Here is a 23,843-nt window from a genome sequence, read left to right as displayed (position 1 = left end):
GTGGTGGCTCCCGATCGCCCCGATACGGGGGAGTGACCCGATGCCGGGCGGTGCCACGTTCACCGGGTACGCCGACGACCTCCGTCAACTCCAGCCGGTTGATCGAGATTCCCGGGGCCGCCCACCTGTTCACGCTCGAGCGCGCGAACTGATCCTCGAGTCCGTCGTCAGCTGAGCGCAGCCAGGCGCTCCACCGCCGCGATCCTCAGGCGGCGGAGGTGGTCGCCACCGGGTCGCAGGGCGTGGGGACGGCGGGCTTCGGGAACGCCGGGCGCAGGAACCGCGGCGCCTTGAACGGCTTCCAGGTGCCCTCGGGCTGCGCCAGCCGGTCGGCGATGGCCCAGATCGCTGCGGGGTGGTGGCCGAGGCCGAGGTGGCTGGCCATGACGGCGATGTTCTCGCAGCGCTCGCCGGGGGTGTCCAGACAGGTCTGCCAGTGGACGATGCCGTCGTAGTGCGAGTAGATCGAGCTCGCCGGCACCGGCAGCGGCGTCGTCTCCGACTCCAGCGGCAGCGTGCGGTGCTCCACGTGCAGGTGCGAGTAGCGGTCGAACACCTTCGTCGCCCGGCTCTGGCTGTGGCGGGCCAGGCGGAACGGGCTGCCGAGGGTGACGACCTGGCGTACCGACTCCGGCGTCCGGCGGGCCAGGTCGCGGGCGAAGATGCCGCCGAGGCTCCAGCCGATGAGGGTGACCGGCTTGCCGTGCTTGTCCGACAGGTGGCTCACCAGGTCGCGCATCCCGGTGACGCAGGCAGCGGTCGGGCCGATGTTGCGGCCCAGGCCCCAGCCGTGGACGTCGTAGCCGAGCCGGCGCAGCACCGCGCGCAGTGCCCGGGTGGAGACGTCGTCGGCGAGGAGGCCGGGGAGCACGAGGACGGGGTGGCCGTCGCCGCGGGGGAGGCTGGGCATCAGGGGGCGGGCGGCGAGGTAGAGGCCGTAGTCCGCGACGGCCCTGCCCGGCTCACTGAGGTAGAGCGGGAGTGCGGGCCCGTCGTCCTGCCGTCGTGCCACTTCTGCCTCCCGCTGCCGAACCTTTGGTACCGACGTGTACCAAGATGGGGCCTGGCTCACACGTCGGTGGTTGAACTCGCAGGCACATGTTGCCGAATTGTGTCCTGCGTCATATGAGCCGTTCACGTTCCGCCTGCAGAGGCGGCTCGGCGTGACGGCCCTGCGGCGGTTCGATCACCGGCGTGTAACCGTGGACAGCAGCACACAGGACGACGAGAGGGACGACGAGGCATGACCGAGACGCAGCGGGACACCTTCGGTGAGAGCCGGACGGTCGATCTCGGTGGCCCTGTCCACTACGTCGACTTCGGCGGACCCGAGCAGGCGCCGACGGTGGTGCTCGTGCACGGCCTGGGCGGCTCGCACCTGAACTGGGACCTCTTCGCGCCGCTGATGCGCCCGCACGCCCGCGTCCTGGCGCTCGACCTGCCCGGCTTCGGCCGCAGCGAGCCCGGCGACCGCAGGACGACGGTGCACGACAACGTCAAGGTCCTCGACCGCTTCCTGCGCGAGGTGGCCGGCACGCCGGTGGTCCTCGTGGGCAACTCGATGGGCGGGATGATCTCCATCCTGCAGACCGCCGGGTCCCCGGAGACGGTCAACGGCCTGGTGCTCCTCGACGCCGCCGTCCCCGGGCCACGCCGGGCGCTCGACCCGCTGGTGGCCGTCACCTTCGCCGTCTACGCGGTACCGGTGCTGGGGGAGCGGTTCCTCAGGCTCCGGCGGAGGCGCACGACCCCACTGCGCCACGTCCGCGACATGCTCCGGCTGTGCGGCGTCGACCCGGACGCGCTGCCCCCGTCGACTATCGACCGCTCCATCTCGCTCATCGAACAACGCGAGGACGTCGCGGGAATGGACCGGGCGTTCCTGTCGGCCACCCGGTCGCTGCTGCGCCTGCTCGTCGACCCGCGCAGCTACCGGCGGTCGATGGCGTCGATCGACGTCCCCGTGCTGCTGGTGCAGGGCGACAAGGACCGGCTCGTGCCGGTGGCCGCCGCGCGCGACATCGCCGAGCGCCATCCCGAGTGGGAGTACCTCGAGCTGCCCGGCGTCGGGCACGTGCCGCAGCTGCAGGTGCCCGACCGGCTGGCGACGAAGGTCATCGCCTGGCTCGAGGCGACCGCGTCGGCCCGCGCGTCGGCCTGACGAGGAGTCAGAGGCTGGCCCGCAGCTCGGTCTTCAGGACCTTGCCGCTGCCGCCCTTCGGCAACTCGTCGAGGACGACGACCTCGCGCGGGTACTTGTAGGCGGCCAGCCGCTCCTTGCAGAACGCGACGACCTCGTCCGGCGTCGCGCTCGTCCCGTTCTTCAGCGCGATGAAGGCGACCACCTCCTCACCGAGGCGGTCGTCGGGTCGGCCGATCACCGCGGCCTCCAGGACGGCGGGGTGCTCGTGCAGCACCTCCTCGATCTCGCGCGGGTAGACGTTGAACCCGCCGCGGATCACCAGGTCCTTCTTGCGGTCGACGATGTAGAAGAAGCCGTCGTCGTCCCGTTCTTCATCGCGCTGAAGAACGGGACGAGCGCGACGCCGGACGAGGTCGTCGCGTTCTGCAAGGAGCGGCTGGCCGCCTACAAGTACCCGCGCGAGGTCGTCGTCCTCGACGAGTTGCCGAAGGGCGGCAGCGGCAAGGTCCTGAAGACCGAGCTGCGGGCCAGCCTCTGACTCCTCGTCAGGCCGACGCGCGGGCCGACGCGGTCGCCTCGAGCCAGGCGATGACCTTCGTCGCCAGCCGGTCGGGCACCTGCAGCTGCGGCACGTGCCCGACGCCGGGCAGCTCGAGGTACTCCCACTCGGGATGGCGCTCGGCGATGTCGCGCGCGGCGGCCACCGGCACGAGCCGGTCCTTGTCGCCCTGCACCAGCAGCACGGGGACGTCGATCGACGCCATCGACCGCCGGTAGCTGCGCGGGTCGACGAGCAGGCGCAGCAGCGACCGGGTGGCCGACAGGAACGCCCGGTCCATTCCCGCGACGTCCTCGCGTTGTTCGATGAGCGAGATGGAGCGGTCGATAGTCGACGGGGGCAGCGCGTCCGGGTCGACGCCGCACAGCCGGAGCATGTCGCGGACGTGGCGCAGTGGGGTCGTGCGCCTCCGCCGGAGCCTGAGGAACCGCTCCCCCAGCACCGGTACCGCGTAGACGGCGAAGGTGACGGCCACCAGCGGGTCGAGCGCCCGGCGTGGCCCGGGGACGGCGGCGTCGAGGAGCACCAGGCCGTTGACCGTCTCCGGGGACCCGGCGGTCTGCAGGATGGAGATCATCCCGCCCATCGAGTTGCCCACGAGGACCACCGGCGTGCCGGCCACCTCGCGCAGGAAGCGGTCGAGGACCTTGACGTTGTCGTGCACCGTCGTCCTGCGGTCGCCGGGCTCGCTGCGGCCGAAGCCGGGCAGGTCGAGCGCCAGGACGCGGGCGTGCGGGCGCATCAGCGGCGCGAAGAGGTCCCAGTTCAGGTGCGAGCCGCCCAGGCCGTGCACGAGCACCACCGTCGGCGCCTGCTCGGGTCCGCCGAAGTCGACGTAGTGGACAGGGCCACCGAGATCGACCGTCCGGCTCTCACCGAAGGTGTCCCGCTGCGTCTCGGTCATGCCTCGTCGTCCCTCTCGTCGTCCTGTGTGCTGCTGTCCACGGTTACACGCCGGTGATCGAACCGCCGCAGGGCCGTCACGCCGAGCCGCCTCTGCAGGCGGAACGTGAACGGCTCATATGACGCAGGACACAATTCGGCAACATGTGCCTGCGAGTTCAACCACCGACGTGTGAGCCAGGCCCCATCTTGGTACACGTCGGTACCAAAGGTTCGGCAGCGGGAGGCAGAAGTGGCACGACGGCAGGACGACGGGCCCGCACTCCCGCTCTACCTCAGTGAGCCGGGCAGGGCCGTCGCGGACTACGGCCTCTACCTCGCCGCCCGCCCCCTGATGCCCAGCCTCCCCCGCGGCGACGGCCACCCCGTCCTCGTGCTCCCCGGCCTCCTCGCCGACGACGTCTCCACCCGGGCACTGCGCGCGGTGCTGCGCCGGCTCGGCTACGACGTCCACGGCTGGGGCCTGGGCCGCAACATCGGCCCGACCGCTGCCTGCGTCACCGGGATGCGCGACCTGGTGAGCCACCTGTCGGACAAGCACGGCAAGCCGGTCACCCTCATCGGCTGGAGCCTCGGCGGCATCTTCGCCCGCGACCTGGCCCGCCGGACGCCGGAGTCGGTACGCCAGGTCGTCACCCTCGGCAGCCCGTTCCGCCTGGCCCGCCACAGCCAGAGCCGGGCGACGAAGGTGTTCGACCGCTACTCGCACCTGCACGTGGAGCACCGCACGCTGCCGCTGGAGTCGGAGACGACGCCGCTGCCGGTGCCGGCGAGCTCGATCTACTCGCACTACGACGGCATCGTCCACTGGCAGACCTGTCTGGACACCCCCGGCGAGCGCTGCGAGAACATCGCCGTCATGGCCAGCCACCTCGGCCTCGGCCACCACCCCGCAGCGATCTGGGCCATCGCCGACCGGCTGGCGCAGCCCGAGGGCACCTGGAAGCCGTTCAAGGCGCCGCGGTTCCTGCGCCCGGCGTTCCCGAAGCCCGCCGTCCCCACGCCCTGCGACCCGGTGGCGACCACCTCCGCCGCCTGAGGATCGCGGCGGTGGAGCGCCTGGCTGCGCTCAGCTGACGACGGACTCGAGGATCAGTTCGCGCGCTCGAGCGTGAACAGGTGGGCGGCCCCGGGAATCTCGATCAACCGGCTGGAGTTGACGGAGGTCGTCGGCGTACCCGGTGAACGTGGCACCGCCCGGCATCGGGTCACTCCCCCGTATCGGGGCGATCGGGAGCCACCACGCGGACGCCGGAGACCACCGCCGGCTCGTGCAGGAACCGCCACTTGGAGCCGCGAAGGCTCCGGCGCCGCCATCCCCGCCTGATGGCGACAGCGTTGCCACCGAGCACTCGCGCCGAGCGTCGAGGTCGTTGATTCCCACCGCGATGCGGATGGTGGCGGTTTCGCGGGCGTCCATGACCGCCGCGATGCGCATCGCGGCGGTCAGCGGGGGCACAGGTGGGCGCGGCAGGGTTCGAACCTGCGACCGCTCGCTTGTAAGGCGAGAGCTCTACCGCTGAGCTACGCGCCCGGCGGGCTCAGGGTATGTGCCCCGAGCCCGGTCCCGACCAGGCTCAGGCGGCGGCCTCGTCGTCCAGTTCGGACACCGCCTGCTTCCAACCGGACTGCTCGCGCACGTCACCGGGCGAGTTGACCTCGGCGAAGGCGACCTTCCCCTCCGCGTCGACCAGGAACGTCGCACGCAGGGCCATGCCCGCCTTCTCGTTGAAGGCGCCGTAGGCCTGGGCGGTCGCCCCGTGCGGCCAGAAGTCGCTCAGCAGCGGGAACTCGAAGCCCTCCTTCTCGCGGAAGGCCTTGAGGCTGAACACAGGGTCGGTGCTGATCGCCAGCACCCTCACCCCGGCGTCGGTGTACTCGGCCAGCTCGTCGCGCAGCTGGCACAGCTCGCCGGTGCACAGACCGGAGAAGGCGAAGGGGTAGAAGACCAGCAGAACAGGGGTACCGCGCAGCTCCGCGAGGGACACGACCTGCTTGTCCTGGTCGGGGAGGCTGAACTCGGGGGCGCTGTCGCCGACGGAGATCGTCATGCCCCGATCGTGCCTCAGCGGCGGGAGCGGGCCGCCTTGGGGGTCACCAGGCGGATGCCGGACCAGTCCTTGGCCGCGGAGATGCTGCTCGTCTGCGAGAGGCCCGCGGTCGGGGCCACCTCGGTGACGTCACCGGGCTCCACGTGCCCGGGGCGACCGGACTTCGGGACCAGCAGCCACACCACGCCGTCGTCGGCGAGGGAGGTGATCGCGTCGGTGAGGGCGTCGAACAGGTCGCCGTCGTCCTCCCGCCACCAGAGGATCACGACGTCGGCCACCTCGTCGGTGTCCTCGTCGACCATCTCGCCGCCGGACACCTCGATGATCGCGTCGCGCAGGTCCTCGTCGGCGTCCTCGTCCCAGCCGAGCTCCTGCACGACCATGCCCGGCTTGATGCCCAGCCGGGCCGCCATGCCGGCGCTGTCGACGCTCATCCCTGCTGCTCCTCCGTGGGTTGGCCTGCTGCTGACCGGCCGTCGGTTGGATGGTGCCCTGTCGGGGCGCCGAATGCGCGCGGACGCGTCACAGTGCCGGATCCGCGTCGTCTGCCGGGATCACGTGGCTCAGGACGGACACGACCGGCGGGAGCGCTCCCCGCAGCCTGGTCATGTCACCCCTCTCGTCCTTGCCGGCAGCCGCCGCCAGGCCGTGGCGGCAGGGCGTGCGGTGCGGAGCCCGTTCCAGCGAGCGACCGCTGGCGGAAGCGTAGGGCATGGCGGGCCGGACGCAAGCCGCGTGCGGCGGACAACGCCTGGTGGGAGGACGATCGGGCGAGCACGCACGACTCGGCACACAACCGGCCGGTAGGCGTGACGCCGGTGACCCCGACGGGAGACGATGGAGACATGAGCGCACCGCAGCAGACGGACGGCGACCCCGCCCGCGAACCAGCCGCCCCCCGCGCGGTCATCACCGACGGGTTGCCGAGCCAGCTTCCGGACATCGACCCCGACGAGACGCAGGAGTGGCTGGACTCCCTCGATGCCGTCGTCGGGCACGCGGGCCGCGAGCGCGCCCGCTACCTGATGCTGCGGCTGCTCGAGCGCAGCCGGGAGCAGCAGGTCGGCGTGCCGTCGCTGCGCAGCACCGACTACATCAACACGATCCCGCCGCAGCGAGAGCCGTGGTTCCCCGGCAACGAGGACGTCGAGCGACGCATCCGCGCCTACATCCGGTGGAACGCCGCGATCATGGTGCACCGGGCGCAGCGGCCCGGGATCGCCGTCGGTGGGCACATCTCCTCCTACGCGAGCTCCGCCTCGCTGTACGAGGTCGGGTTCAACCACTTCTTCCGGGGCAAGGACCACCCCGGCGGCGGCGATCAGATCTGGTTCCAGGGGCACGCCTCCCCCGGCATCTACGCGCGCGCGTTCCTCGAGGGCCGGCTGACCGAGCAGCAGCTCGACGGGTTCCGCCAGGAGGTCAGCCACCCCGGCGGGGGCCTGTCCTCCTACCCGCACCCGCGCCTCATGCCCGATTTCTGGGAGTTCCCCACCGTCTCGATGGGCCTGGGCCCGCTCAACGCCATCTACCAGGCGCGGTTCAACCGCTACCTGCACGGCCGCGGCATCAAGGACACCTCCGACCAGCACGTCTGGGCCTTCCTCGGCGACGGCGAGATGGACGAGCCCGAGTCGCTCGGCGCGATCGGTCTGGCCGCGCGCGAGGAGCTGGACAACCTCACCTTCGTCGTCAACTGCAACCTGCAGCGCCTCGACGGCCCGGTGCGCGGCAACGGCAAGGTCATCCAGGAGCTGGAGTCGTTCTTCCGCGGCGCCGGCTGGAACGTGATCAAGGTGATCTGGGGCCGCGAGTGGGACGCCCTGCTGGCCGCCGACCGCGACGGCGCCCTGGTCAACCTCATGAACCAGACGCCGGACGGCGACTACCAGACCTACAAGGCCGAGGACGGCGCCTTCGTCCGCGAGCACTTCTTCGGCCGCGACCCGCGCACGCGCAAGCTCGTCGAGGGCATGAGCGACAAGGAGATCTGGGGGCTGTCCCGCGGCGGCCACGACTACCGCAAGGTCTACGCGGCGTTCAAGGCGGCCCAGGAGCACAAGGGCCAGCCGACGGTCATCCTCGCCAAGACCATCAAGGGCTGGACGCTGGGCAGCCACTTCGAGGGCCGCAACTCCACGCACCAGATGAAGAAGCTGACCGCCGAGGATCTCAAGCTCTTCCGCGACCGGCTCTACCTGGACATCCCGGACGAGGCGCTGGACAAGACCCTGCCGCCCTACTACAAGCCGGAGCCCGGTTCCGACGAGCTCGAGTACATGCTCGAGCGGCGCCGGCAGCTCGGGGGCGCCGTCCCACGCCGGCGGTCGGAGTTCAAGCAGCTCAAGGCACCGGACGACAAGGCGCTGGACATCCTCAAGAAGGGCTCCGGCAAGCAGGAGGTGGCGACGACGATGGCGTTCGTCCGCCTGCTCAAGGAGCTGCTCAAGGACAAGGAGCTCGGCCCGCGCTTCGTGCCGATCATCCCCGACGAGGCCCGCACCTTCGGCCTGGACGCCCTCTTCTCGTCGCACAAGATCTACAACCCGGCGGGACAGCGCTACACCTCCGTCGACCGGGAGCTGATGCTGGCCTACAAGGAGTCCACGTCGGGCGTGATCCTGCACGAGGGCATCAACGAGGCCGGCTCCACGGCCTCGTTCACCGCCGTCGGCAGCTCCTACGCCACCCACGGCGAGCCGATGATCCCGATCTACATCTTCTACTCGATGTTCGGGTTCCAGCGGACCGGCGACGGGTTCTGGGCAGCGGCGGACCAGATGACCCGGGGCTTCGTCCTCGGCGCCACCGCCGGGCGGACGACGCTGAACGGGGAGGGCCTCCAGCACGAGGACGGGCACTCGCTGCTACTGGCGCACACCAACCCCGCGGTCGTGTCCTACGACCCCGCGTTCTCCTACGAGGTCGCCCACATCACCAAGGACGCGCTGGTCCGCATGTACGGCGAGGACCACGGCGGCCCGCTGGGCGGGCACCGCTCCCCCGACGTCATGTACTACCTGACCGTCTACAACGAGCCGATCAGCCAGCCGGCCGAGCCGGAGGACCTCGACGTGAAGGGCCTGCTCGCGGGCATGTACCGCTACGCCGAGGGGCCGGAGCTCGATGGCCCGAAGGCGCAGATCCTGGGGTCCGGGGTCGCGGTGCCGTGGGCGATGCGCGCCCAGGAGCTGCTGGCGAACGACTGGAACGTCTCGGCCGACGTGTGGTCGGTGACGTCCTGGGGCCAGCTGCGCCGGCAGGCCGACGAGGTCGCCGAGCACAACCTCCTGCACCCGGAGGAGGAGCCGCAGGTGCCCTTCGTCACCTCCCGGTTGCAGGAGGCGCAGGGGCCGGTCATCGCCGTGTCGGACTGGATGCGCGCCGTCCCCGACCTGATCGCGCCGTACGCCCCGCACGGGATGCAGTCCCTCGGCACCGACGGGTTCGGGCTCTCCGACACCCGTCCGGCCCTGCGCCGGTACTTCCACGTGGACGCCGAGTCGATCGTCGTCCGCACGCTGGCGTCGCTCGCCGACTGGGGTCACGTCGACCGCTCGGTCGTCAGCCAGGCGGTCGAGAAGTACCAGGTCCGTGACGTGCGGGCCGCGCCGGCGGAGGAGCGGTCCGACGACAGCCCCGCGACCTAGCCGTGGCTGACGACGGTGGCCGGTCCGCCCGGGTCACCGTCGTCGGCGGCGGGGTCGTCGGCCTGACCTGCGCGCTGCAACTGGCGCGGGCCGGGCACACCGTCGAGGTGCGCGCCGCGGACGCGGTCGCCGACACGACGTCGGCGGTCGCGGCCGCGCTCTGGTTCCCGTACCGCGCGTTCCCGGCCGAGTCCGTCCTGCGCTGGGGCGCCCGGACGCTCACCGTCCTCACGGACCTGGCGGACGACGAGGCGACCGGCGTCCGCCTCCTGCCCGGCACCGTCGTGCACCGCACGCCCGAACCGGATCTGTGGTGGGGCGAGGCCGTGGTCGGGCACCGCCCCGCGACGCCCGACGAGCTCCCCGCCGGAGCTCCGGCCGGCACCCGGTGCACGCTGCCGGTCGTCGACATGCGGCGCTACCTGACCTGGCTGCTCGCCGCCTGCCGGTCCGCCGGGGTGGAGGTGGTGACCACGCAGGTCGACCGGCTCTCCGCCGTCCCCGGTGACGTGCTGGTCGTCGCCGCGGGGCTCCGGTCCGGTCCGCTCCTGGACGACGACACCGGCGTGCCGGTGCAGGGCCAGGTCGTGCGGCTGGCCGATCCCGGGCTTCCCGGCTGGCTCCTGGACGAGGACAACCCCGCCGGCCTCACCTACGTCGTGCCGCGCGGGGACGACGTCGTGGTCGGCGGCACCGCCGTCGCGGGGGCGACCGGCCGCGAGCCCGACCCCGAGGTGGAGCGGGCGATCCTCGAGCGCGCCTGCTCGCTGGTGCCCGAGCTGCGCGGGGCGCCGGTGCTGTCCCGGGCCGTCGGCCTGCGGCCGGCCCGCCCCACCGTGCGGTTGGACCGGACGCTGGTCGACGGCCGCCCGGTGATCGCCTGCTACGGGCACGGCGGATCGGGCGTCACCCTGTCCTGGGGCTGCGCGGACGACGTCGTCGCGCTGGTCTGATCCGCGTCGTCCGGCTCAGCGCGCCTCGCGGTGCCGGCGCAGACCTGCGACCCCCCGCTCACCACGGTGGCCCAGCCGCTGGGCGACATGACCGCGCTCATGGTCGACCTGCTGCTGCGCCGGATCGAGGACGGCGACGACGACGTCGAGTCCCGCGTCTGCGACACGCTCCTGGTCCGACGGGCCTGCGCCTAGCGGGAGGACGCCGTCCTGCTCAGGCGAGCGCCCGCAGCGCCATCTGGGCGTACAACGCGACCCCCGCCGGCAGCGGCTCCTCGTCGAAGACCACGAGGTTGGAGTGGTTCGCCGGCGCGCTCCCCGGCTCGAGGCCGGGTGGGCACGCGCCCAGGAACGCCATCGCACCTGGCACCCGCTGCAGTACGTAGGAGAAGTCCTCGGCCCCCATGACCGGCGCCGGCATCAGCGCGGTGGCCCGCTCCCCCAGCAGCTCGGCCGCCGTCTCGAGCACCTGCGCGGCCACCCCTGCGTCGTTCACGGTCACGGGATAGCCCGCGATGTGCTCCCACTCCAGCGTCATCTCGTGCGCCGCTGCGACGTGGGTGGCCACCCGCTGGACGGCGTCCACGACGTCGCGCCGTCGTTCGGGCGACAGCGTGCGGATCGTCCCCTCGAGGAACACCGAGTCGGGGATGACGTTGTCGCGCGAGCCGGCCTCGATGTGGGCCACGGTCACCACGGCCGGGTCGAAGACGTCGACGCGGCGGGTGACCATCGACTGCAGGGCGAGGACGATCTCGGCCGCCACGGGAACAGGGTCGGCGGCGCTGTGCGGCATGGACGCATGGCCGCCGCGACCGCGGACCGTCATCCGCCACTGGTCGGCCGCCGCCATCATCGGCCCGGGCCGCACGTTGACGCTGCCGCTGACCATGTTCGAGATCGTGTGCATGGCGAACGCGCCGCTGACCGGGGCCTCCGGCACGACCTCGAGCAGGCCTTCCTCGAGCATGTAGCGGGCGCCGTGCAGCCCCTCCTCGCCCGGCTGGAGCATGAACACGACCTGGCCGGTGAGGTCGTCGCGGCGCTCGGCCAGCAGCCGGGCCGCGCCGAGCAGCATCGCCACGTGGGTGTCGTGCCCGCAGGCGTGCATGGCGCCGGGCACCTCGGACGCGAAGGGCAGCCCGGTGTCCTCGTGCACCTGCAGCGCGTCCATGTCGGCGCGCAGCAGGTAGGTGGGGCCGGGCCGGGCGCCGCGCAGGACGCCGACCACCGAGGTGGTCGACTTCCCCGTCGTCACGTCGACCGGCAGGTCGGCGAGGGCCTCCAGCACCAGCTCCTGGGTGCGCGGCAGGTGCAGCCCTACCTCGGGGTGCCGGTGCAGGCGGCGGCGCAGGTCGATCGTCCGGTCGGCGTCGTTGTAGGCGGCGGAGAGCAGATCGGCGGCGCTGGTCGGCATCCCCCCACTCTGACGCACGACCGACCGGGCCCGCTCGCCGCCGGGTCGGCACGGGTCAGGAGATGGCGGCTGCCACCAGCCCGACGACCTTCTTCTCCACCTCGGGGCTCCAACCCCTGAGCGCGAAGGACGTCGGCCAGAAGTCGCCGTCGTCGAGCGTCGCCGCGTCGTTGAAACCGAGAGTCGAGTACCTGGCCTTGAACTTGCCCGCATCCTGGAAGAAGACGACGACCTTGCCGTCGGCGTCGGCGTACGCAGGCATGCCGTACCAGGTCTTCGGCGACAGCTCGGGGGCGGTCGCGGTCACCGCCACGTGCACCCGCTCGGCGAGCGCACGGTCCTCCGGTGCCATCGCCGCGATCGCGTCCAGGACGGCCGTCAGGCCATCGGCCTTCTTGGCGCCCTTCTTCCCCTCGGCGCGGAGCTCGGCGGCGCGCTCCTTCATCGCGGCTCGCTCCTCGGCGGTGAAGCCGGCGGACTCCCGGGTCGTGTTCTTCGTGGGCATGTCCCGCTCCCTTCGGCGATCGGAGGTCCGGCGCGGTCGCCGACCTGTCGCGACAAGGCTAGGGACGAGCCTCGACCCGGCGCTTCTCGATTCCTGACCGATCGTGCCGGTCAGTCCGCCCAGGCCGGCCGGGCGGTCTCCAGCTGCCAGACCAGGGCCAGCCCCGGGTCCTGGACCTCGCGGCCGGGCTGCTGCTCGACCAGCACGCGGTCGGCGCCGCGCAGCACCAGCAGGCCGGCCGGGACGGCGTCCCCCGGCCCGATGCGACCCAGCCACAGCCGCGCGTCCGGGCGGCCGAGGTCGAGCCAGCCCGAGGCCGCGCGGTGCACCTCGTGCCGGGGCGCGGCGGCCGGCTCGGCACTGCGCAGGTAGCACTGCAGCACCCGCGCTCCGTCGTCCCCGGCCACCTCGTCGTGGTCCAGCCCCGTGCCCGCGCGCAGCACGGCGACGTCACCGGCGGCCAGGGGCACGTCGCCGTCCCACCGGTGGTGCAGCGACCCGCCGAGGACGACGGCGACGACGTCCACGGCCCGGTGCTCGTGCCGCCCGTAACCGGCCCCCGGATCGAGCCGGTCGTCGGCGATCCGCAGCAGCGGGCCGAGGGATCCGTCGTCCGGCGCCAGGACGACGCGTTGCTCCAGCCCCGTCACGACGTCGGCCGCAGCGCTGCCCGGCCCTCGGCGAAGGCACCGAACACCAGGGCGGTGACCAGCGACCAGGCGACCCCGAGCGACCAGCCGCCGATGACGTCGGACAGGAAGTGGACGCCGAGCCACATCCGGGTGAGTCCGACGAGCAGGACGAGCAGCACCCCGCCGGCCAGGGCCCAGTGCCGCGCGCGGGCGGCCAGGAGCGGCCAGGCGAGGATGAGCCCGACGGACACCAGCGTCGCGATCCCGGACGCATGCCCGCTCGGGTAGCTCAACGAGTCCAGGCGCGCGCCGCCCTCGGCGAACTCGGGGCGCACGCGGCCGAAGTACTCCTTGAGCAGCGTCGTCAGCGGGCCGACGAGCACCACCGCGGCCGCCATCCACCCCGCCGTCCACCAGAGCCGCCGGCGCAGCAGCAGCACGAGCACGGGGAGGAAGACCAGGGCGCGGAACCACCACGAGCCCGGGGCGGTGAGCACCTCCAGCAGCGCGCCGAACCCGCCGGCACGGTCGTCGCCGACGTAGAGCGCCTCGCTGACGGTGGCGTCCAGGCGAAGCTGCGGACCGAAGCCGGCCCGCACCCCGGCGCCGAGCAGGGCCAGGAGCACCAGGCAGGACGCAGCGCTGATCACCGCCGCCGGGACCGCACCCGCCGCCCGCCTCCGGATGAGGGTGGCGTCGCCGTCCGGGGGAACGTTCACCGCACCACTCTCCCCGACGCCGGTTCGCGTGACACGCTGACGGCGTGAGGAGCCGGGTGAGTCACCGCCCGCCGACCGAGGCCACGCTGCGGCGGCTGGAGCGCTCGTCGGGGTCGCTGGCCACCCAGGCCGTGGCCCGGATGGACGACGAGCTGTCCTGGTTCCGCGCCATGCCGGCCGACCGGCGCTCCTGGGTCACCCTCGTCGCGCAGGCCGGCATCGCCTCGCTGGTCGACTGGTGCCGCAACCCCGGGCGCCCGCCGACCCTGACCGGGGACGTGTTCGGTGCCGCGCCTCGAGAGCTTGTCCGGGTGGTCGCCCTGAAGCAGACCGTCGACCTGATCCGGGTCACCGTCGACGTGCTGGAGGACCACGTGCGCACGGTGGCGGAGCCCGGCGACGAGGACGCGCTGCACCTCGCCGTCCTCCAGTTCAGCCGCGAGGTCGCCTTCGCCACCGCGCACATCTACGCGAGCTTCGCGGAGAACCGCGGCGCCTGGGACGCGCGCCTGGAGGCGCTGGTCGTCGACGCCCTCGTCCGCGGCGAGCGGTCCGAGGAGCTGTCCGGGCGGGCCGCCGCCCTCGGCTGGGCCACGAACACCCCGGTGGTGGTCGTGGTGGGTGCGACGCCGTCCGGGGTGGACGACCCGCACGCGGCGGTCCGGCGGACGGCGCGCTCGCTGTCCACCGAGGTGCTCGTCGGCGTGCACGCCGAGCAGCTGGTCGTCGTGCTCGGGCGGCACGACGACCTCGAGGGCGTGGCCGAGCGGGTCAGCGACGAGTTCGGCGACGGCCCGGTGGTGACCGGGCCGGTCGTCGACGGGCTGGGCCGGGCGGGCGAGTCGGCGGCCGTCGCGCTGGCCGGGCTGCGTGCCGCCCGTGCCTGGCCGGAAGCCCCCCGCCCGGTGGCGGCGGACGCACTGCTGGCCGAGCGCGCGCTGAACGGCGACCCGCTGGCCCGCGCCGCGCTGCACGACCGGGTCGCCGCACCGCTGGCGGCGGCAGGGGGCGAGGTGCTCGAGACGGTGCGCGCCGTGCTCAACAGCGGAGGCAACCTGGAGGCCAGCGCGCGGGCCATCTTCGTGCACCCGAACACGGTCCGGTACCGCCTGAAACGGGCCGCCGACCTGACCGGGCTGTCGGCCACCGATCCCCGGGGCAGCTGGACGCTGCAGGTGGCGCTCGCCCTCGCCCAGCTCGACCGCGACCGCTCCCTCTGGCACTGAGCGCCATAGCAGCTCCGGCCCGTCGTGCGGTGTGGAGTCCACCACTGGAATGCGTGAACGAGCCGTGACGGGGGCCCGCCTTTGGAGGGTTCTCACAAAGATCAGCCGTGTGCTTTCGTGCCGCTCGACCGCCCGCCGACCGATGATCACTGGCACGGTGAAGGGGTGCTGGCCGTACTCGCCCCCGGACAGGGTGCGCAGAAACCCGGAATGCTCACCGACTGGCTCGATCTCCCGGGCGCGGAGTCCTTCTTCCGCCGGGCCGGCGACATCGCCGACGCCGACCTGCTGACCCTGGGCACCACGGGCGACGCCGAGGCGATCAAGGACACCGCGGTCACCCAGCCCCTCGTCGTCGCGATGAGCCTGTTCGTGGCCGGGGAGCTCGGCGTCCTCCCGGAGCCCGGCGCACCGCCGCGCGACGACGTCGTGATCACCGGGCACAGCGTCGGAGAGCTCACGGCCGCCGCCCTCGCCGGCGTGCTGACCGCCGAGGAGGCGATCGCGCTGACCGCCGCCCGCGGCCGGGCGATGGCCGCCGCGTGCGCGCAGACGCCGACCGGGATGTCGGCCGTCCTCGGGGGCGACCCCGAGGAGGTGCTGGCCGCGATCGACAAGCTCGGCCTCAGCCCGGCCAACATGAACGGCGCCGGCCAGGTCGTGGCCGCCGGCGCGCTCGAGGGCCTGGAGGCGCTGAAGGCCGACCCCCCGGCGAAGGCGCGGATCATGCCGCTCTCGGTGGCCGGTGCCTTCCACACCGACTACATGGCCTCGGCGCGCGAGGAACTGGCGGGCCGGGTGGACGGTCTGACACCGGCCGATCCCAGCCGGCGGCTGCTCTCCAACGCCGACGGCACAGCGATCGACTCCGGGGCCGAGGTCGTGCGCCGCCTGGTCAGCCAGGTCACCAGCCCCGTGCGCTTCGACTCCTGTCTCGCCACGATGCGCGACCTCGGCGTCACCGCCGTGATCGAGCTGCCGCCGGCCGGGGCGCTGGCCGGGCTCGCCAAGCGCGAGTGGAAGGGCGCCGGTGTCGAGATCCTCGCGCTGAGCACCCCGGCCGACCTCGACCGCGCCCGTGAGCTGCTCGGGGGCGCAGCGTGAGCGAGCTCGGCTTCGGCTGGCGGCTCGTCGTCGCCCCCGTGCGAGGCACGGTCAGCCCGGTCGACGTCCCGGAAGGCAGCTCGCTGCCCGCGGGCAGCCGGCTCGGCTCGATCCGCAGCCGTCGCGAGGATGTCCACGTCTCGGCGGCCTACGGCGGGGTACTGGCGGAGTGGCTCGTCCACGACGGCGACCTCGTCGACGCCGGAGATCCGATCGCCCGTCTCTACCCGGAGGTCAGCGCATGACCATTCAGCTGCCGACCGGTGCCCCGGGGGCACGCATTCTCGGCCTCGGCTCCTACCGGCCCCGCCGTCGGGTCACCAACGACGACCTCGCCCAGATGATGGACACCAACGACGAGTGGATCCAGAGCCGCGTCGGCATCGCCGAACGCCGCTGGGCGTCCGAGGACGAGACGCTCGTCGAGATGGCCGTCGCCGCCGGCGGCAAGGCGCTCGCGGCCAGCGGCCTCGCGCCCGACGAGATCGACCTCGTCATCGTCGCCAGCGCCAGCCTCCGCGCGCCGATCCCGGGCATCGGCCCGCAGGTCGCCCACCGGCTGGGCGTGCCGCGCCCCGGCTCCTTCGACCTCAACGCGGGCTGCGCCGGCTTCTGCTACGCGCTCGGCGTCGCGAGTGACAACATCCGCGCCGGCTCCTCGCGCAACGCGCTGGTCGTCGGGGTCGAACGGCTCACCGACGTCACCAACCTGGAGGACCGGACGACGGCGGTGATCTTCGCCGACGGCGCCGGCGCGGCCGTGGTCGGCGCCTCCGACGAGCCCGGCATCGGCCCGGTCGCCTGGGGCAGCGACGGCGACCAGTACAACGCCATCGAGATCGCCGCCGGCAGCTCGACGATGACCATGGCGGGTCAGGCGGTCTACCGCTGGGCGACGACGAAGCTCACCGAGACCCTGGTCGAGGCGATGGAGAGGGCCGGCGTCGGACCGGCCGACATCGACGTGTTCGCCCCCCACCAGGCCAATCTGCGCATCGTCGAGTCGATGACCAAGCGGCTCGGCTTCCCGGAGACCACCGTCGTCGCCCGCGACATCGTGCAGTCGGGCAACACCTCGGCGGCCTCGATCCCGCTGGCGCTCACCGCGCTCATGGAGTCCGGCGAGGCCAAGTCCGGCGACCTGGCGCTCGTCCTCGGCTACGGCGCCGGCCTGACCTTCGCCGGGCAGGTACTGGTCCTTCCGTGATACCCACAACCCTCCGGGACACCCGGTCCCGGACGTCGGCGGGCCCCGCCCGCCCCATCCGAGAGAGAGGACCCGCGTGAGCAGCACCCAGGAGATCCAGTCCGGTCTGGCCGAGATCCTGGAGGAGGTCGCCGGCGTCACGCCTGCCGACGCCACCCCCGAGAAGTCGTTCACCGACGACCTCGACGTCGACTCCCTGTCGATGGTCGAGATCGCCACCGCCGTCGAGGACAAGTTCGGCGTTGCCATCCCCGACGACGAGCTCGGCAACATCAAGACGGTCGGCGACGCGATCAGCTTCATCGAGAAGAACCAGGGCTGACGAAGGACCCCCCTGCCCCCCACCGCTCGCACGCTCGCGGCGGGCCCCTGCAGGGGGGCCTTACCCCGGTCACCCGGCCACCACTGCAGGAGGAAACGTCATGAGCCCGTCCGACACCGACGTCGTCGTCACCGGTCTCGGCGCCACCACGCCTCTCGGCGGGGACGTCGCCACGACCTGGGACGCCCTGCTCGCCGGCACGTCGGGGGTCAGCCGGATCACCGACGACTGGATCAAGGAGTACCCGGCCCAGCTCGTCGCGCGGCTCGCCTCGGACCCTGTCAACCAGATCGACCGCGTCCGCGCCCGCCGGCTCGACCGCAGCCAGCAGGTCGCGGTGATCGCCGCCGAGGAGGCCTGGCGGGACTCCGGCGCCGGCGAGGCGGGCATCGACCCCCTGCGCATCGCGGTCGTCATCGGCACCGGCATCGGTGGCGCGCTCACGCTCCTCGGTCAGGACGACGTGCTGGAGGAGAAGGGCCCCAAGCGGGTCTCCCCCTTCACCATCCCCATGCTCATGCCCAACGGCCCGGCCGCGGCCGTGGGGCTGGCGGTCGGCGCGAAGGGCGGCGTCCACGCCCCGGTGAGCGCGTGCGCGTCCGGCGCCGAGGCGATCCGCTGGGGCCTGGACCTGCTGCGGTTCGACCGCGCGGACGTCGTCCTCGTCGGCGGCACCGAGGCCTGCGTCCACCCGCTGCCCATGGCCGGCTTCGCAGCGATGCGCGCCATGTCCACCCGCAACGACGAGCCGGAGCGGGCCTCCCGCCCGTTCGACAAGGGCCGGGACGGCTTCGTGCTGGGCGAGGGCGCGGCATGCATCGTGCTCGAGCGCGGCGACGCCGCCCGAGCGCGCGGCGCCCGCATCCACGCCCGGCTGGCCGGTGCCGCCGGCACCGCCGACGGCTACGACCTGGTGGCCCCGCACCCCGAGGGCGAGGGCGCGGCGCGCGCCATCACCGCGGCGCTGCGCGACGCCGGCCTCAGCCCCGCCGACATCGGCCACGTCAACGCCCACGCCACGTCGACGCCGGTCGGCGACACGGCGGAGGCCGCGGCCATCCGCTCCTCGCTCGGGGAGCACGTGCTGGTGAGCGCCACCAAGAGCCAGACGGGCCACCTGCTGGGTGCCGCCGGGGCGCTGGAGTCGGTGTTCACGATCCTGGCGCTGCGCGAGCAGATCGTCCCCGCCACGGCGAACCTCGACGACCCGGACGACGACGCCGCCGTGCAGGCGCTCGACATCGTCCGCACCGAACCGCGTCGCGCCAGCATCAGCGCCGCCGTCAACGACTCCTTCGGCTTCGGCGGCCACAACATCGCCCTGGTCTTCACCACGGCCTGACGATCAGGACCTTGGAGGCCCTTGTTGACGACGGTCTCGGCCGCGCCGCCCCCGCCTGCCCTCGACCCGCGGAACCCTGAGGACCGTCTCGCCCGGTTCTTCGACGACGGGACGATGCAGCCGCTGACCGGCCGCGACACCTCGGGCGTCCTCGCGGCGCGGGGCACCGTGCAGGGCACCCCGGCCATCGCCTACTGCACCGACGCCACAGTCATGGGCGGCGCCATGGGGGTCGACGGCTGCCTGCACATCGTCGACGCCATCGACACGGCGCTGCGCGAGCGGATGCCGGCCGTCGGCATCTGGCACTCCGGCGGCGCCCGCCTGGCCGAGGGGGTCACCGCCCTGCACGCCGTCGGCGAGGTGTTCGCCGCGATGGTGCGCGCGTCGGGGCGCATCCCGCAGATCTCCGTCGTCCTGGGACCGGCCGCCGGCGGCGCCGCCTACGGGCCGGCGCTCACCGACCTCGTGATCATGGGTCCGGCCGGGCGCGTCTTCGTCACCGGTCCGGACGTCGTCCGCTCGGTGACCGGCGAGGACGTGGACATGGAGAGCCTCGGCGGGCCGGACACCCACGGCCGGCGCAGCGGCGTCGTCCACGTGGTGACCGACTCCGAGGAGGCGGCCCTCGCGACGGCCCGGACGGCGGTCGACCTGCTCGCCGCCCAGGGGACGTTCCGGCCGCTCGGCGACGAGCCGGACGTCGACCTCGCCGCCCTGCTGCCCGAACAGCGGAACCGCGCCTACGACGTCAAGCCGCTGGTGGTCGGGGTGCTCGACGGGCCGGGGCTGGAGCTGCATCCGCGGTTCGCGCCCAACGTCGTGACGACCCTCGGCCGGATGTCGGGGCGGACGGTCGGCGTCATCGCCAACAACCCGCTGCGGCTCGGCGGCTGCCTGGACTCCGCCTCGGCCGAGAAGGCGGCCCGCTTCGTGCGGATGTGCGACGCCTTCGGCATCCCGCTGGTCGTCCTGGTCGACGTGCCCGGCTACCTGCCCGGCGTCGGCCAGGAGTGGGACGGCGTCGTGCGGCGGGGCGCCAAGCTGCTGCACGCGTTCGCCGAGGCGGTGGTCCCCCGCGTGACGCTGGTGACCCGCAAGTCCTACGGCGGTGCGTACATCGCGATGAACGCCCGGTCGCTCGGGGCGACGAAGGTCTTCGCGTGGCCCGGCGCCGAGGTCGCGGTCATGGGTGCCAAGGCCGCCGTCGGCATCCTGCACCGCAGGAAGCTGGCCGCGGTGCCGCCCGGGGAGCGCGAGGCGCTGCACGCCCGCCTGGCCGAGGAGCACGAGCGGATCGCCGGAGGCGTGCACCGCGCGCTGGAGATCGGCGTCGTCGATGATGTCGTGCAGCCGTCGCACACCCGGCGCCGGCTGGTGGACGCGCTGTCCGACGCCCCGCCGGGCCGCGGAGCGCACGGCAACATCCCGCTCTGAGCAAGGGCCCCGTGCCCCCCACCGCTCGCACGCTCGCGGCGGGGCCGTGCGCGGGGCCGCTCCAGTGCGTCGCTACGAGAAATGGTCGTCCGGGCGCCGCTTCCCCGACGGCGCCCGAACGACCGGTCCCAGGCTACGACGACTCCGCGAGTCGCCGCGGAGTGTCGTGTTCAGATCGTGATGAGCTCAGACCACCTGGTGGAGCCAGGTGACCGGGCTGCCGTCGCCGGCGTGGCGGTAGACCTCGAGGTCGGCGTCCCAGGCCGCACCGAGGAGCTCGTCCACGCCGTGGCGGAAGGCCTCGGCGGAGCCGGCGGTCGCGGCCAGGTGCCGCAGCTGCTGCTCGCTGATCATGATGTCGCCATTGGCGCTGGTGGGAGCGCGGAAGACGCCGTGACCCGGCACGTACGACATGCGCTCGCCGTCGTTGCCGTGGCTGGCTTCCTCGGTGACCTCGAAGCGCAGCATCGGCCACGCGCGCAGGGCAGCGACCAGCCTGGCGCCTGTTCCCGGCGAACCTGTCCATGCCACCTCGGCACGGTAGGAACCGTGCGCCGCGGGCTGTTCGTCCCACGACAGGGAGACCGGCGCGCCGACGACGCGTTCAAGCGCCCACTCGACATGCTGGCAGAGCGCCTTCGGGCACGCGTGCACGAAGACGACACCCTGGGTTGACCGTCGCTGCACGGGGCACCTCCATCGACTCGACTGGTCTCGTCTTCCCCTACGGACCAAGCGACTCGGTGACGCGCTGTATTCGGCAGTGACGGAGCAGGGCTCCTGCGAACAGTCTGCACGATAGGTGCCCCATCGCGCCAGCCCGGTTGGGACAGTTGGTTCGAATGTGACTGAAGGTGACCTGTGATGCGTCTTACTGCTGGTCAGGCGCAATACCACGGGGTACGCCGATGAGTCCACCGGGCTCGGCGCGGCATCGCGAGACCGGCCGTCCGGGGTGTGACCGCTGGTCAGCGCCTCGTTCCAGTTGAGTGACCATCACCCGGTTCTCGTCACTCAGAGTGACGGACGCGGATATGAGGGGTGGCCCGGGGCCGAAGAGTCATCCGCCGACGGTGGCCTGCAGGTCCTCCCGCGGAACCACGCGCACCGCCCGGAACGGCCGTCCGTTGTCCCCTGGCTCGGTCCAGTCGACCTCGACGACCTGGCCGGCGCGCAGCGTTCCGGCGCCCGTGGTGCTGTGCTCGACCACCGACGCGTCCGCCCAGCAGTCGCCGGGGAGCTCGGAGGCCTCGATGACCGCGCCGTGCCGGTCCTCGTCCCAGCGGATGACCGTGCCGAGGGTGGTGCCGCTGCGCGCCATGCCGCCAGGTTGCGCCCCCGGCGCCGGCGCAGCAAGAGCCGGGCGGGTCAGCAGGCGAGCGCGGTGACCCGGTTGCCGCCGGCGCTCTTCGAGCGGTACATGGCGGCGTCCGCACGGTGCATGAGGTCCTCGACGTCGTCCCCGGGCTGGACCTCGGCGACGCCGACGCTGGCGGTCACACCGGAGGCGGCGCCGACCGCCGCGACGGCCTGGCGGACCCGCTCGGCGAGCATCTCGCCGGAGAAGGTCACCGAGACGTCGGCCAGGACGGCGAACTCGTCACCGCCGAGGCGGGCGACGGTGTCGGTCTCCCGCACCGCGCCGCCCAGGGCCGTGGCCACCGACTTCAGCATGTAGTCGCCGGCCGCGTGGCCACCGACGTCGTTGACGGCCTTGAAGCCGTCCAGGTCGACCAGGCAGACGACCGTCTGGTGACCCCACGCGGCGGCGTTCACGGCCGCAGCGACGCGCTCCATGTACGCCCGTCGGTTCGGGATGCCGGTCAGCGGGTCGGTCGAGGCAAGCGTCTCCTGCGTGCGGATCAGCAGGACCTGGCGGTCGTAGATGGCCCATGAATTTGCCGAGGCCATGGCACAGATCAGGGTGAAGGAACCCATGATCACCATGAAGAACAGGCCGGCCGTGGTGACGCCAGGAAGCTCGACGACGAACAGGTAGCTGAGGGTCATGACGCTGCCCATGGCCACGACGCCGTACGGGGAGTAGGCCACCGCGGCGTAGGTGAGCGCGAGGAAGAGCAGCGCGTCCAGCGGACTGGACGACCCCCCGTCGAGTCGTGTCACGAGGACCACGACGGCCGTCTCGGCCAAGCTCCAGACGTAGAACAAGGTGGGACCGCGGGAGTCGCGCATCATCGCGCTCAACGGGAGCAGGAGGATGCACGGGCAGGCGACGATGACGAGCGCGAGTGCGGCCAAGATGGCAAAGGAGTGCCGCCCGGGGCTGCCGGTGAGGAGCACGTACCCGACGACCGACCAGCACGCGACCTCGCTGACGATCACGCCGATGCGCACGTGGCCGAGCCAGTAGGCCACCCGGTCGTCGTCCCCGGCCAGCGGGCGGTAGAGACCGTCGCGCACCGCGGAGAGCACCCGGCGCAGGAGTCCTGGCCGGGTGGGTGCGCCGAGGGGCGCACGGGTGGCGCGGCGTTCGGCTGCCGCTGCTTCGGTCACGGTCCTGCGATCGGCGGTTCGGGACCCCTGCTTGATCCGCGCCTCACCCCTCGGAGGGAGATCGGTTGCCGGACGACGTGGCGCGTGCCACGTCCGTCTCCACGCCTGCCGTCGCCGGAGCCGGGTAGTGGTCGCCGATGGACCGACACCAGGGCATGGCCGACGCCGGTCGCGACGAGATCGCCGGCATGGTGCTGGGGGCGTGGGACGCGTTCCTCGCGCAGGCGGAGCAGGTCGAGCTGAGCCGGCCGTCGCGGCTGCGCGGCTGGCGGGCGCAGGAGATCTGCGTCCACCTGGGCTGCTGGGACGACCACACCGCGCTCGCCGATCTGATCGCGTCGGCGCGCGACGGCGGGGCCGGCACTCCCCCGGACGTGGACGCCGTCAACGCCCGCGTGACCGCTGCCCACCGGGACGCCCCTCGCGAGGAGGTCGTGGCGGCGCTGCAGCGGAACCGGGACGCGACCGCCGACTACCTGGCCAAGGAGCCCGTCGAGCTCGACACCGCGCCCACCGTGTCGGTCGTCGGGAGCATCCCGCTGCTGAGCGTCGTCCTGGGTCAGGCGTACGAGCTCGCCGTCCACGGCCTGGACCTGGTCTCGTGCGGGGCCGCTCCCCCGCCTCCGGACGTGCTGCAGTCGGGCCTGGCCGCGCTCGCCGACGTGACCGGCGCCCTGGCCGCGTCGATGGCCATCTCCGGCGGCGTCACGCTGGCCACGCCGGAGGGTGGGTGGGCATTCGCGTCCGCGGCCGACGGCTGGACCGTCCGCCGGGTGGCCCCCGACGCCTTCACCGGGCCGGCCGTGGAGGCGCCCGCGGACCTGCTGCTCGAGGCGGCGTCGGGCCGGATCAACCCGGTACCCGCGGTGGCCCGCCGCAGGCTGAAGGTCCACGACGTCGGCGGGCTGCTGCAGCTGGCCCCCATCGTGCAGGCCGTGCCCGGCATCCCGGGGGGCCCGATCCTGCAGCTGGCCGCGCGGACGGTCGGCGGTGCCGGCGGCATGCTCGGCCGCCTGTTCCGGAAGGGCTAGGTGTACTGCCCGGAGACGTTGGTGCAACGGTTGATGGGCGGGAGGTTGCCCAGGGCGGTGTGGGGCCGGTGGTTGTTGTAGTGGTGGAGCCAGCCTGACAGAGCCGCTCGGCGTGCGGTTTCGGATGT

At 72.9% G+C, this 23,843-nt stretch carries 27 protein-coding genes and 1 tRNA gene; 14 read left to right on the top strand and 14 right to left on the bottom strand.

Going from position 1 to position 23,843, the window contains the following annotated elements; all coding sequences use genetic code 11:
• Positions 1-205 precede the first annotated feature (205 nt).
• A complete protein-coding gene (locus tag E4P40_RS08445; RefSeq protein ID WP_135158282.1) occupies positions 206-1,012 on the bottom strand; it encodes an alpha/beta hydrolase in 807 nt (268 codons plus the stop codon).
• A gap of 231 nt (positions 1,013-1,243) precedes the next feature.
• On the opposite strand from E4P40_RS08445, the gene E4P40_RS08440 reads away from it, so the two are divergent.
• Positions 1,244-2,161 (top strand): alpha/beta hydrolase, encoded by a 918-nt coding sequence (locus E4P40_RS08440; RefSeq protein ID WP_135158283.1) that lies wholly within the window; start codon positions 1,244-1,246, stop codon positions 2,159-2,161.
• A 7-nt stretch (positions 2,162-2,168) separates the two neighbouring features.
• On the opposite strand, the gene E4P40_RS08435 is transcribed toward E4P40_RS08440, so the two are convergent.
• Positions 2,169-2,417 (bottom strand): hypothetical protein, encoded by a 249-nt coding sequence (locus E4P40_RS08435; protein WP_245160212.1) that lies wholly within the window; start codon positions 2,415-2,417, stop codon positions 2,169-2,171.
• On the opposite strand from E4P40_RS08435, the gene E4P40_RS08430 reads away from it, so the two are divergent.
• Positions 2,403-2,681 carry a hypothetical protein gene (locus tag E4P40_RS08430; protein ID WP_135158284.1) on the top strand — a complete coding sequence of 93 codons (279 nt, stop codon included), beginning with the start codon at positions 2,403-2,405 and terminating at the stop codon, positions 2,679-2,681. The two genes, E4P40_RS08435 and E4P40_RS08430, sit on opposite strands and share 15 nt — an antisense overlap.
• A gap of 7 nt (positions 2,682-2,688) precedes the next feature.
• Here the strand turns inward: E4P40_RS08430 and E4P40_RS08425 are convergent, their stop codons facing one another.
• Complete coding sequence (locus tag E4P40_RS08425; RefSeq protein WP_135158283.1) at positions 2,689-3,606, bottom strand: alpha/beta hydrolase; 918 nt, start codon at positions 3,604-3,606, stop codon at positions 2,689-2,691.
• 231 nt (positions 3,607-3,837) lie between these two features.
• Between E4P40_RS08425 and E4P40_RS08420 the strand changes: the two genes are divergently transcribed.
• Positions 3,838-4,644: an alpha/beta hydrolase gene (locus tag E4P40_RS08420; protein ID WP_135158282.1), complete on the top strand. Its 807-nt coding sequence runs from the start codon at positions 3,838-3,840 to the stop codon at positions 4,642-4,644.
• 423 nt (positions 4,645-5,067) lie between these two features.
• On the opposite strand, the gene E4P40_RS08415 is transcribed toward E4P40_RS08420, so the two are convergent.
• From E4P40_RS08415 to E4P40_RS08405, 3 genes are all read right to left on the bottom strand, one after another.
• A tRNA-Val gene (locus E4P40_RS08415) sits at positions 5,068-5,139 on the bottom strand.
• A 43-nt stretch (positions 5,140-5,182) separates the two neighbouring features.
• Positions 5,183-5,656 carry a peroxiredoxin gene (locus tag E4P40_RS08410; RefSeq protein ID WP_135158281.1) on the bottom strand — a complete coding sequence of 158 codons (474 nt, stop codon included), beginning with the start codon at positions 5,654-5,656 and terminating at the stop codon, positions 5,183-5,185.
• Between the two features lie 14 nt (positions 5,657-5,670).
• Positions 5,671-6,090, bottom strand: coding sequence for a DUF3052 domain-containing protein (locus tag E4P40_RS08405; RefSeq protein WP_135158280.1), 420 nt, complete (start codon positions 6,088-6,090; stop codon positions 5,671-5,673).
• 411 nt (positions 6,091-6,501) lie between these two features.
• Between E4P40_RS08405 and aceE the strand changes: the two genes are divergently transcribed.
• The 3 genes from aceE to E4P40_RS08390 are packed head-to-tail and all read left to right on the top strand — an operon-like array spanning position 6,502 to position 10,454.
• A complete protein-coding gene (gene aceE, locus E4P40_RS08400) occupies positions 6,502-9,306 on the top strand; it encodes a pyruvate dehydrogenase (acetyl-transferring), homodimeric type (protein WP_135158279.1) in 2,805 nt (934 codons plus the stop codon).
• Positions 9,307-9,308: 2 nt separating this feature from the next.
• Positions 9,309-10,259: an FAD-dependent oxidoreductase gene (locus E4P40_RS08395; RefSeq protein ID WP_135158278.1), complete on the top strand. Its 951-nt coding sequence runs from the start codon at positions 9,309-9,311 to the stop codon at positions 10,257-10,259.
• A gap of 30 nt (positions 10,260-10,289) precedes the next feature.
• Positions 10,290-10,454: a substrate-binding domain-containing protein gene (locus E4P40_RS08390; RefSeq protein ID WP_135158277.1), complete on the top strand. Its 165-nt coding sequence runs from the start codon at positions 10,290-10,292 to the stop codon at positions 10,452-10,454.
• 19 nt (positions 10,455-10,473) lie between these two features.
• Here the strand turns inward: E4P40_RS08390 and E4P40_RS08385 are convergent, their stop codons facing one another.
• The 4 genes from E4P40_RS08385 to E4P40_RS08370 form a co-directional block, all read right to left on the bottom strand.
• A complete protein-coding gene (locus E4P40_RS08385; RefSeq protein ID WP_135158276.1) occupies positions 10,474-11,676 on the bottom strand; it encodes a M20 family metallopeptidase in 1,203 nt (400 codons plus the stop codon).
• A 55-nt stretch (positions 11,677-11,731) separates the two neighbouring features.
• Positions 11,732-12,181: a hypothetical protein gene (locus E4P40_RS08380; protein ID WP_135158275.1), complete on the bottom strand. Its 450-nt coding sequence runs from the start codon at positions 12,179-12,181 to the stop codon at positions 11,732-11,734.
• 110 nt (positions 12,182-12,291) lie between these two features.
• Entirely contained in the window at positions 12,292-12,831 is a 540-nt protein-coding gene (locus E4P40_RS08375) for a pirin family protein (RefSeq protein WP_135158274.1), read from the bottom strand.
• Positions 12,828-13,532 carry a phosphatase PAP2 family protein gene (locus E4P40_RS08370; protein WP_245160211.1) on the bottom strand — a complete coding sequence of 235 codons (705 nt, stop codon included), beginning with the start codon at positions 13,530-13,532 and terminating at the stop codon, positions 12,828-12,830. Before E4P40_RS08370 ends, E4P40_RS08375 begins: the two co-directional genes overlap by 4 nt.
• Positions 13,533-13,588: 56 nt before the next feature.
• On the opposite strand from E4P40_RS08370, the gene E4P40_RS08365 reads away from it, so the two are divergent.
• The 7 genes from E4P40_RS08365 (at position 13,589) to E4P40_RS08340 (ending at position 20,170) form a co-directional block, all read left to right on the top strand.
• The gene (locus E4P40_RS08365; RefSeq protein ID WP_245160210.1) at positions 13,589-14,758 is read left to right on the top strand and encodes a helix-turn-helix domain-containing protein; all 1,170 of its coding nucleotides are present in this window, start codon (positions 13,589-13,591) and stop codon (positions 14,756-14,758) included.
• Between the two features lie 210 nt (positions 14,759-14,968).
• Positions 14,969-15,862: an ACP S-malonyltransferase gene (locus E4P40_RS08360; protein WP_245160209.1), complete on the top strand. Its 894-nt coding sequence runs from the start codon at positions 14,969-14,971 to the stop codon at positions 15,860-15,862.
• Positions 15,859-16,107, top strand: coding sequence for a biotin/lipoyl-binding protein (locus E4P40_RS27995; RefSeq protein ID WP_167762155.1), 249 nt, complete (start codon positions 15,859-15,861; stop codon positions 16,105-16,107). Before E4P40_RS08360 ends, E4P40_RS27995 begins: the two co-directional genes overlap by 4 nt.
• Positions 16,104-17,069, top strand: a complete 966-nt coding sequence (locus tag E4P40_RS08355) for a beta-ketoacyl-ACP synthase III (RefSeq protein WP_135158272.1) — start codon at positions 16,104-16,106, stop codon at positions 17,067-17,069. Before E4P40_RS27995 ends, E4P40_RS08355 begins: the two co-directional genes overlap by 4 nt.
• A 76-nt stretch (positions 17,070-17,145) precedes the next feature.
• Positions 17,146-17,391, top strand: coding sequence for an acyl carrier protein (locus E4P40_RS08350; protein WP_029339635.1), 246 nt, complete (start codon positions 17,146-17,148; stop codon positions 17,389-17,391).
• Positions 17,392-17,491: 100 nt separating this feature from the next.
• Positions 17,492-18,733 (top strand): beta-ketoacyl-[acyl-carrier-protein] synthase family protein, encoded by a 1,242-nt coding sequence (locus E4P40_RS08345; protein ID WP_135158271.1) that lies wholly within the window; start codon positions 17,492-17,494, stop codon positions 18,731-18,733.
• A 24-nt stretch (positions 18,734-18,757) separates the two neighbouring features.
• On the top strand, positions 18,758-20,170 hold the full coding sequence (locus E4P40_RS08340; protein WP_245160208.1) for a carboxyl transferase domain-containing protein: 1,413 nt from the start codon (positions 18,758-18,760) through the stop codon (positions 20,168-20,170).
• Between the two features lie 186 nt (positions 20,171-20,356).
• Here the strand turns inward: E4P40_RS08340 and E4P40_RS08335 are convergent, their stop codons facing one another.
• From E4P40_RS08335 to E4P40_RS08325, 3 genes are all read right to left on the bottom strand, one after another.
• Entirely contained in the window at positions 20,357-20,857 is a 501-nt protein-coding gene (locus E4P40_RS08335) for a DUF3145 domain-containing protein (protein WP_135158270.1), read from the bottom strand.
• Between the two features lie 373 nt (positions 20,858-21,230).
• Positions 21,231-21,491 (bottom strand): hypothetical protein, encoded by a 261-nt coding sequence (locus E4P40_RS08330; protein WP_135158269.1) that lies wholly within the window; start codon positions 21,489-21,491, stop codon positions 21,231-21,233.
• 47 nt (positions 21,492-21,538) lie between these two features.
• The gene (locus E4P40_RS08325; RefSeq protein WP_135158268.1) at positions 21,539-22,684 is read right to left on the bottom strand and encodes a GGDEF domain-containing protein; all 1,146 of its coding nucleotides are present in this window, start codon (positions 22,682-22,684) and stop codon (positions 21,539-21,541) included.
• A 137-nt stretch (positions 22,685-22,821) separates the two neighbouring features.
• Between E4P40_RS08325 and E4P40_RS08320 the strand changes: the two genes are divergently transcribed.
• The gene (locus E4P40_RS08320; RefSeq protein WP_135158267.1) at positions 22,822-23,715 is read left to right on the top strand and encodes a maleylpyruvate isomerase N-terminal domain-containing protein; all 894 of its coding nucleotides are present in this window, start codon (positions 22,822-22,824) and stop codon (positions 23,713-23,715) included.
• Here the strand turns inward: E4P40_RS08320 and E4P40_RS08315 are convergent.
• Positions 23,712-23,843, bottom strand: a 132-nt coding sequence (locus E4P40_RS08315; protein WP_167762154.1) for an integrase core domain-containing protein, incomplete at its 5' end; no start/stop codon positions are given. The genes E4P40_RS08320 and E4P40_RS08315 overlap by 4 nt on opposite strands.

It is taken from the genome of Blastococcus sp. CT_GayMR20, assembly GCF_004570345.1.
This window is presented reverse-complemented; position numbering and strand designations above follow the sequence as displayed.

Excerpts from the sequence above, each read along its gene's own strand:
- E4P40_RS08345 (WP_135158271.1), top strand. The coding sequence starts at position 17,492 with ATGAGCCCGTCCGACACCGACGTCGTCGTCACCGGTCTCGGCGCCACC.
- E4P40_RS08320 (WP_135158267.1), top strand. The coding sequence starts at position 22,822 with ATGGACCGACACCAGGGCATGGCCGACGCCGGTCGCGACGAGATCGCC.
- E4P40_RS08385 (WP_135158276.1), bottom strand. The coding sequence starts at position 11,676 with ATGCCGACCAGCGCCGCCGATCTGCTCTCCGCCGCCTACAACGACGCC.
- E4P40_RS08405 (WP_135158280.1), bottom strand. The coding sequence starts at position 6,090 with ATGAGCGTCGACAGCGCCGGCATGGCGGCCCGGCTGGGCATCAAGCCG.
- E4P40_RS08355 (WP_135158272.1), top strand. The coding sequence starts at position 16,104 with ATGACCATTCAGCTGCCGACCGGTGCCCCGGGGGCACGCATTCTCGGC.
- E4P40_RS08360 (WP_245160209.1), top strand. The coding sequence starts at position 14,969 with ATGCTCACCGACTGGCTCGATCTCCCGGGCGCGGAGTCCTTCTTCCGC.
- E4P40_RS08380 (WP_135158275.1), bottom strand. The coding sequence starts at position 12,181 with ATGCCCACGAAGAACACGACCCGGGAGTCCGCCGGCTTCACCGCCGAG.
- E4P40_RS08410 (WP_135158281.1), bottom strand. The coding sequence starts at position 5,656 with ATGACGATCTCCGTCGGCGACAGCGCCCCCGAGTTCAGCCTCCCCGAC.
- E4P40_RS08440 (WP_135158283.1), top strand. The coding sequence starts at position 1,244 with ATGACCGAGACGCAGCGGGACACCTTCGGTGAGAGCCGGACGGTCGAT.
- E4P40_RS08330 (WP_135158269.1), bottom strand. The coding sequence starts at position 21,491 with ATGGCGCGCAGCGGCACCACCCTCGGCACGGTCATCCGCTGGGACGAG.
- E4P40_RS08425 (WP_135158283.1), bottom strand. The coding sequence starts at position 3,606 with ATGACCGAGACGCAGCGGGACACCTTCGGTGAGAGCCGGACGGTCGAT.
- aceE (WP_135158279.1), top strand. The coding sequence starts at position 6,502 with ATGAGCGCACCGCAGCAGACGGACGGCGACCCCGCCCGCGAACCAGCC.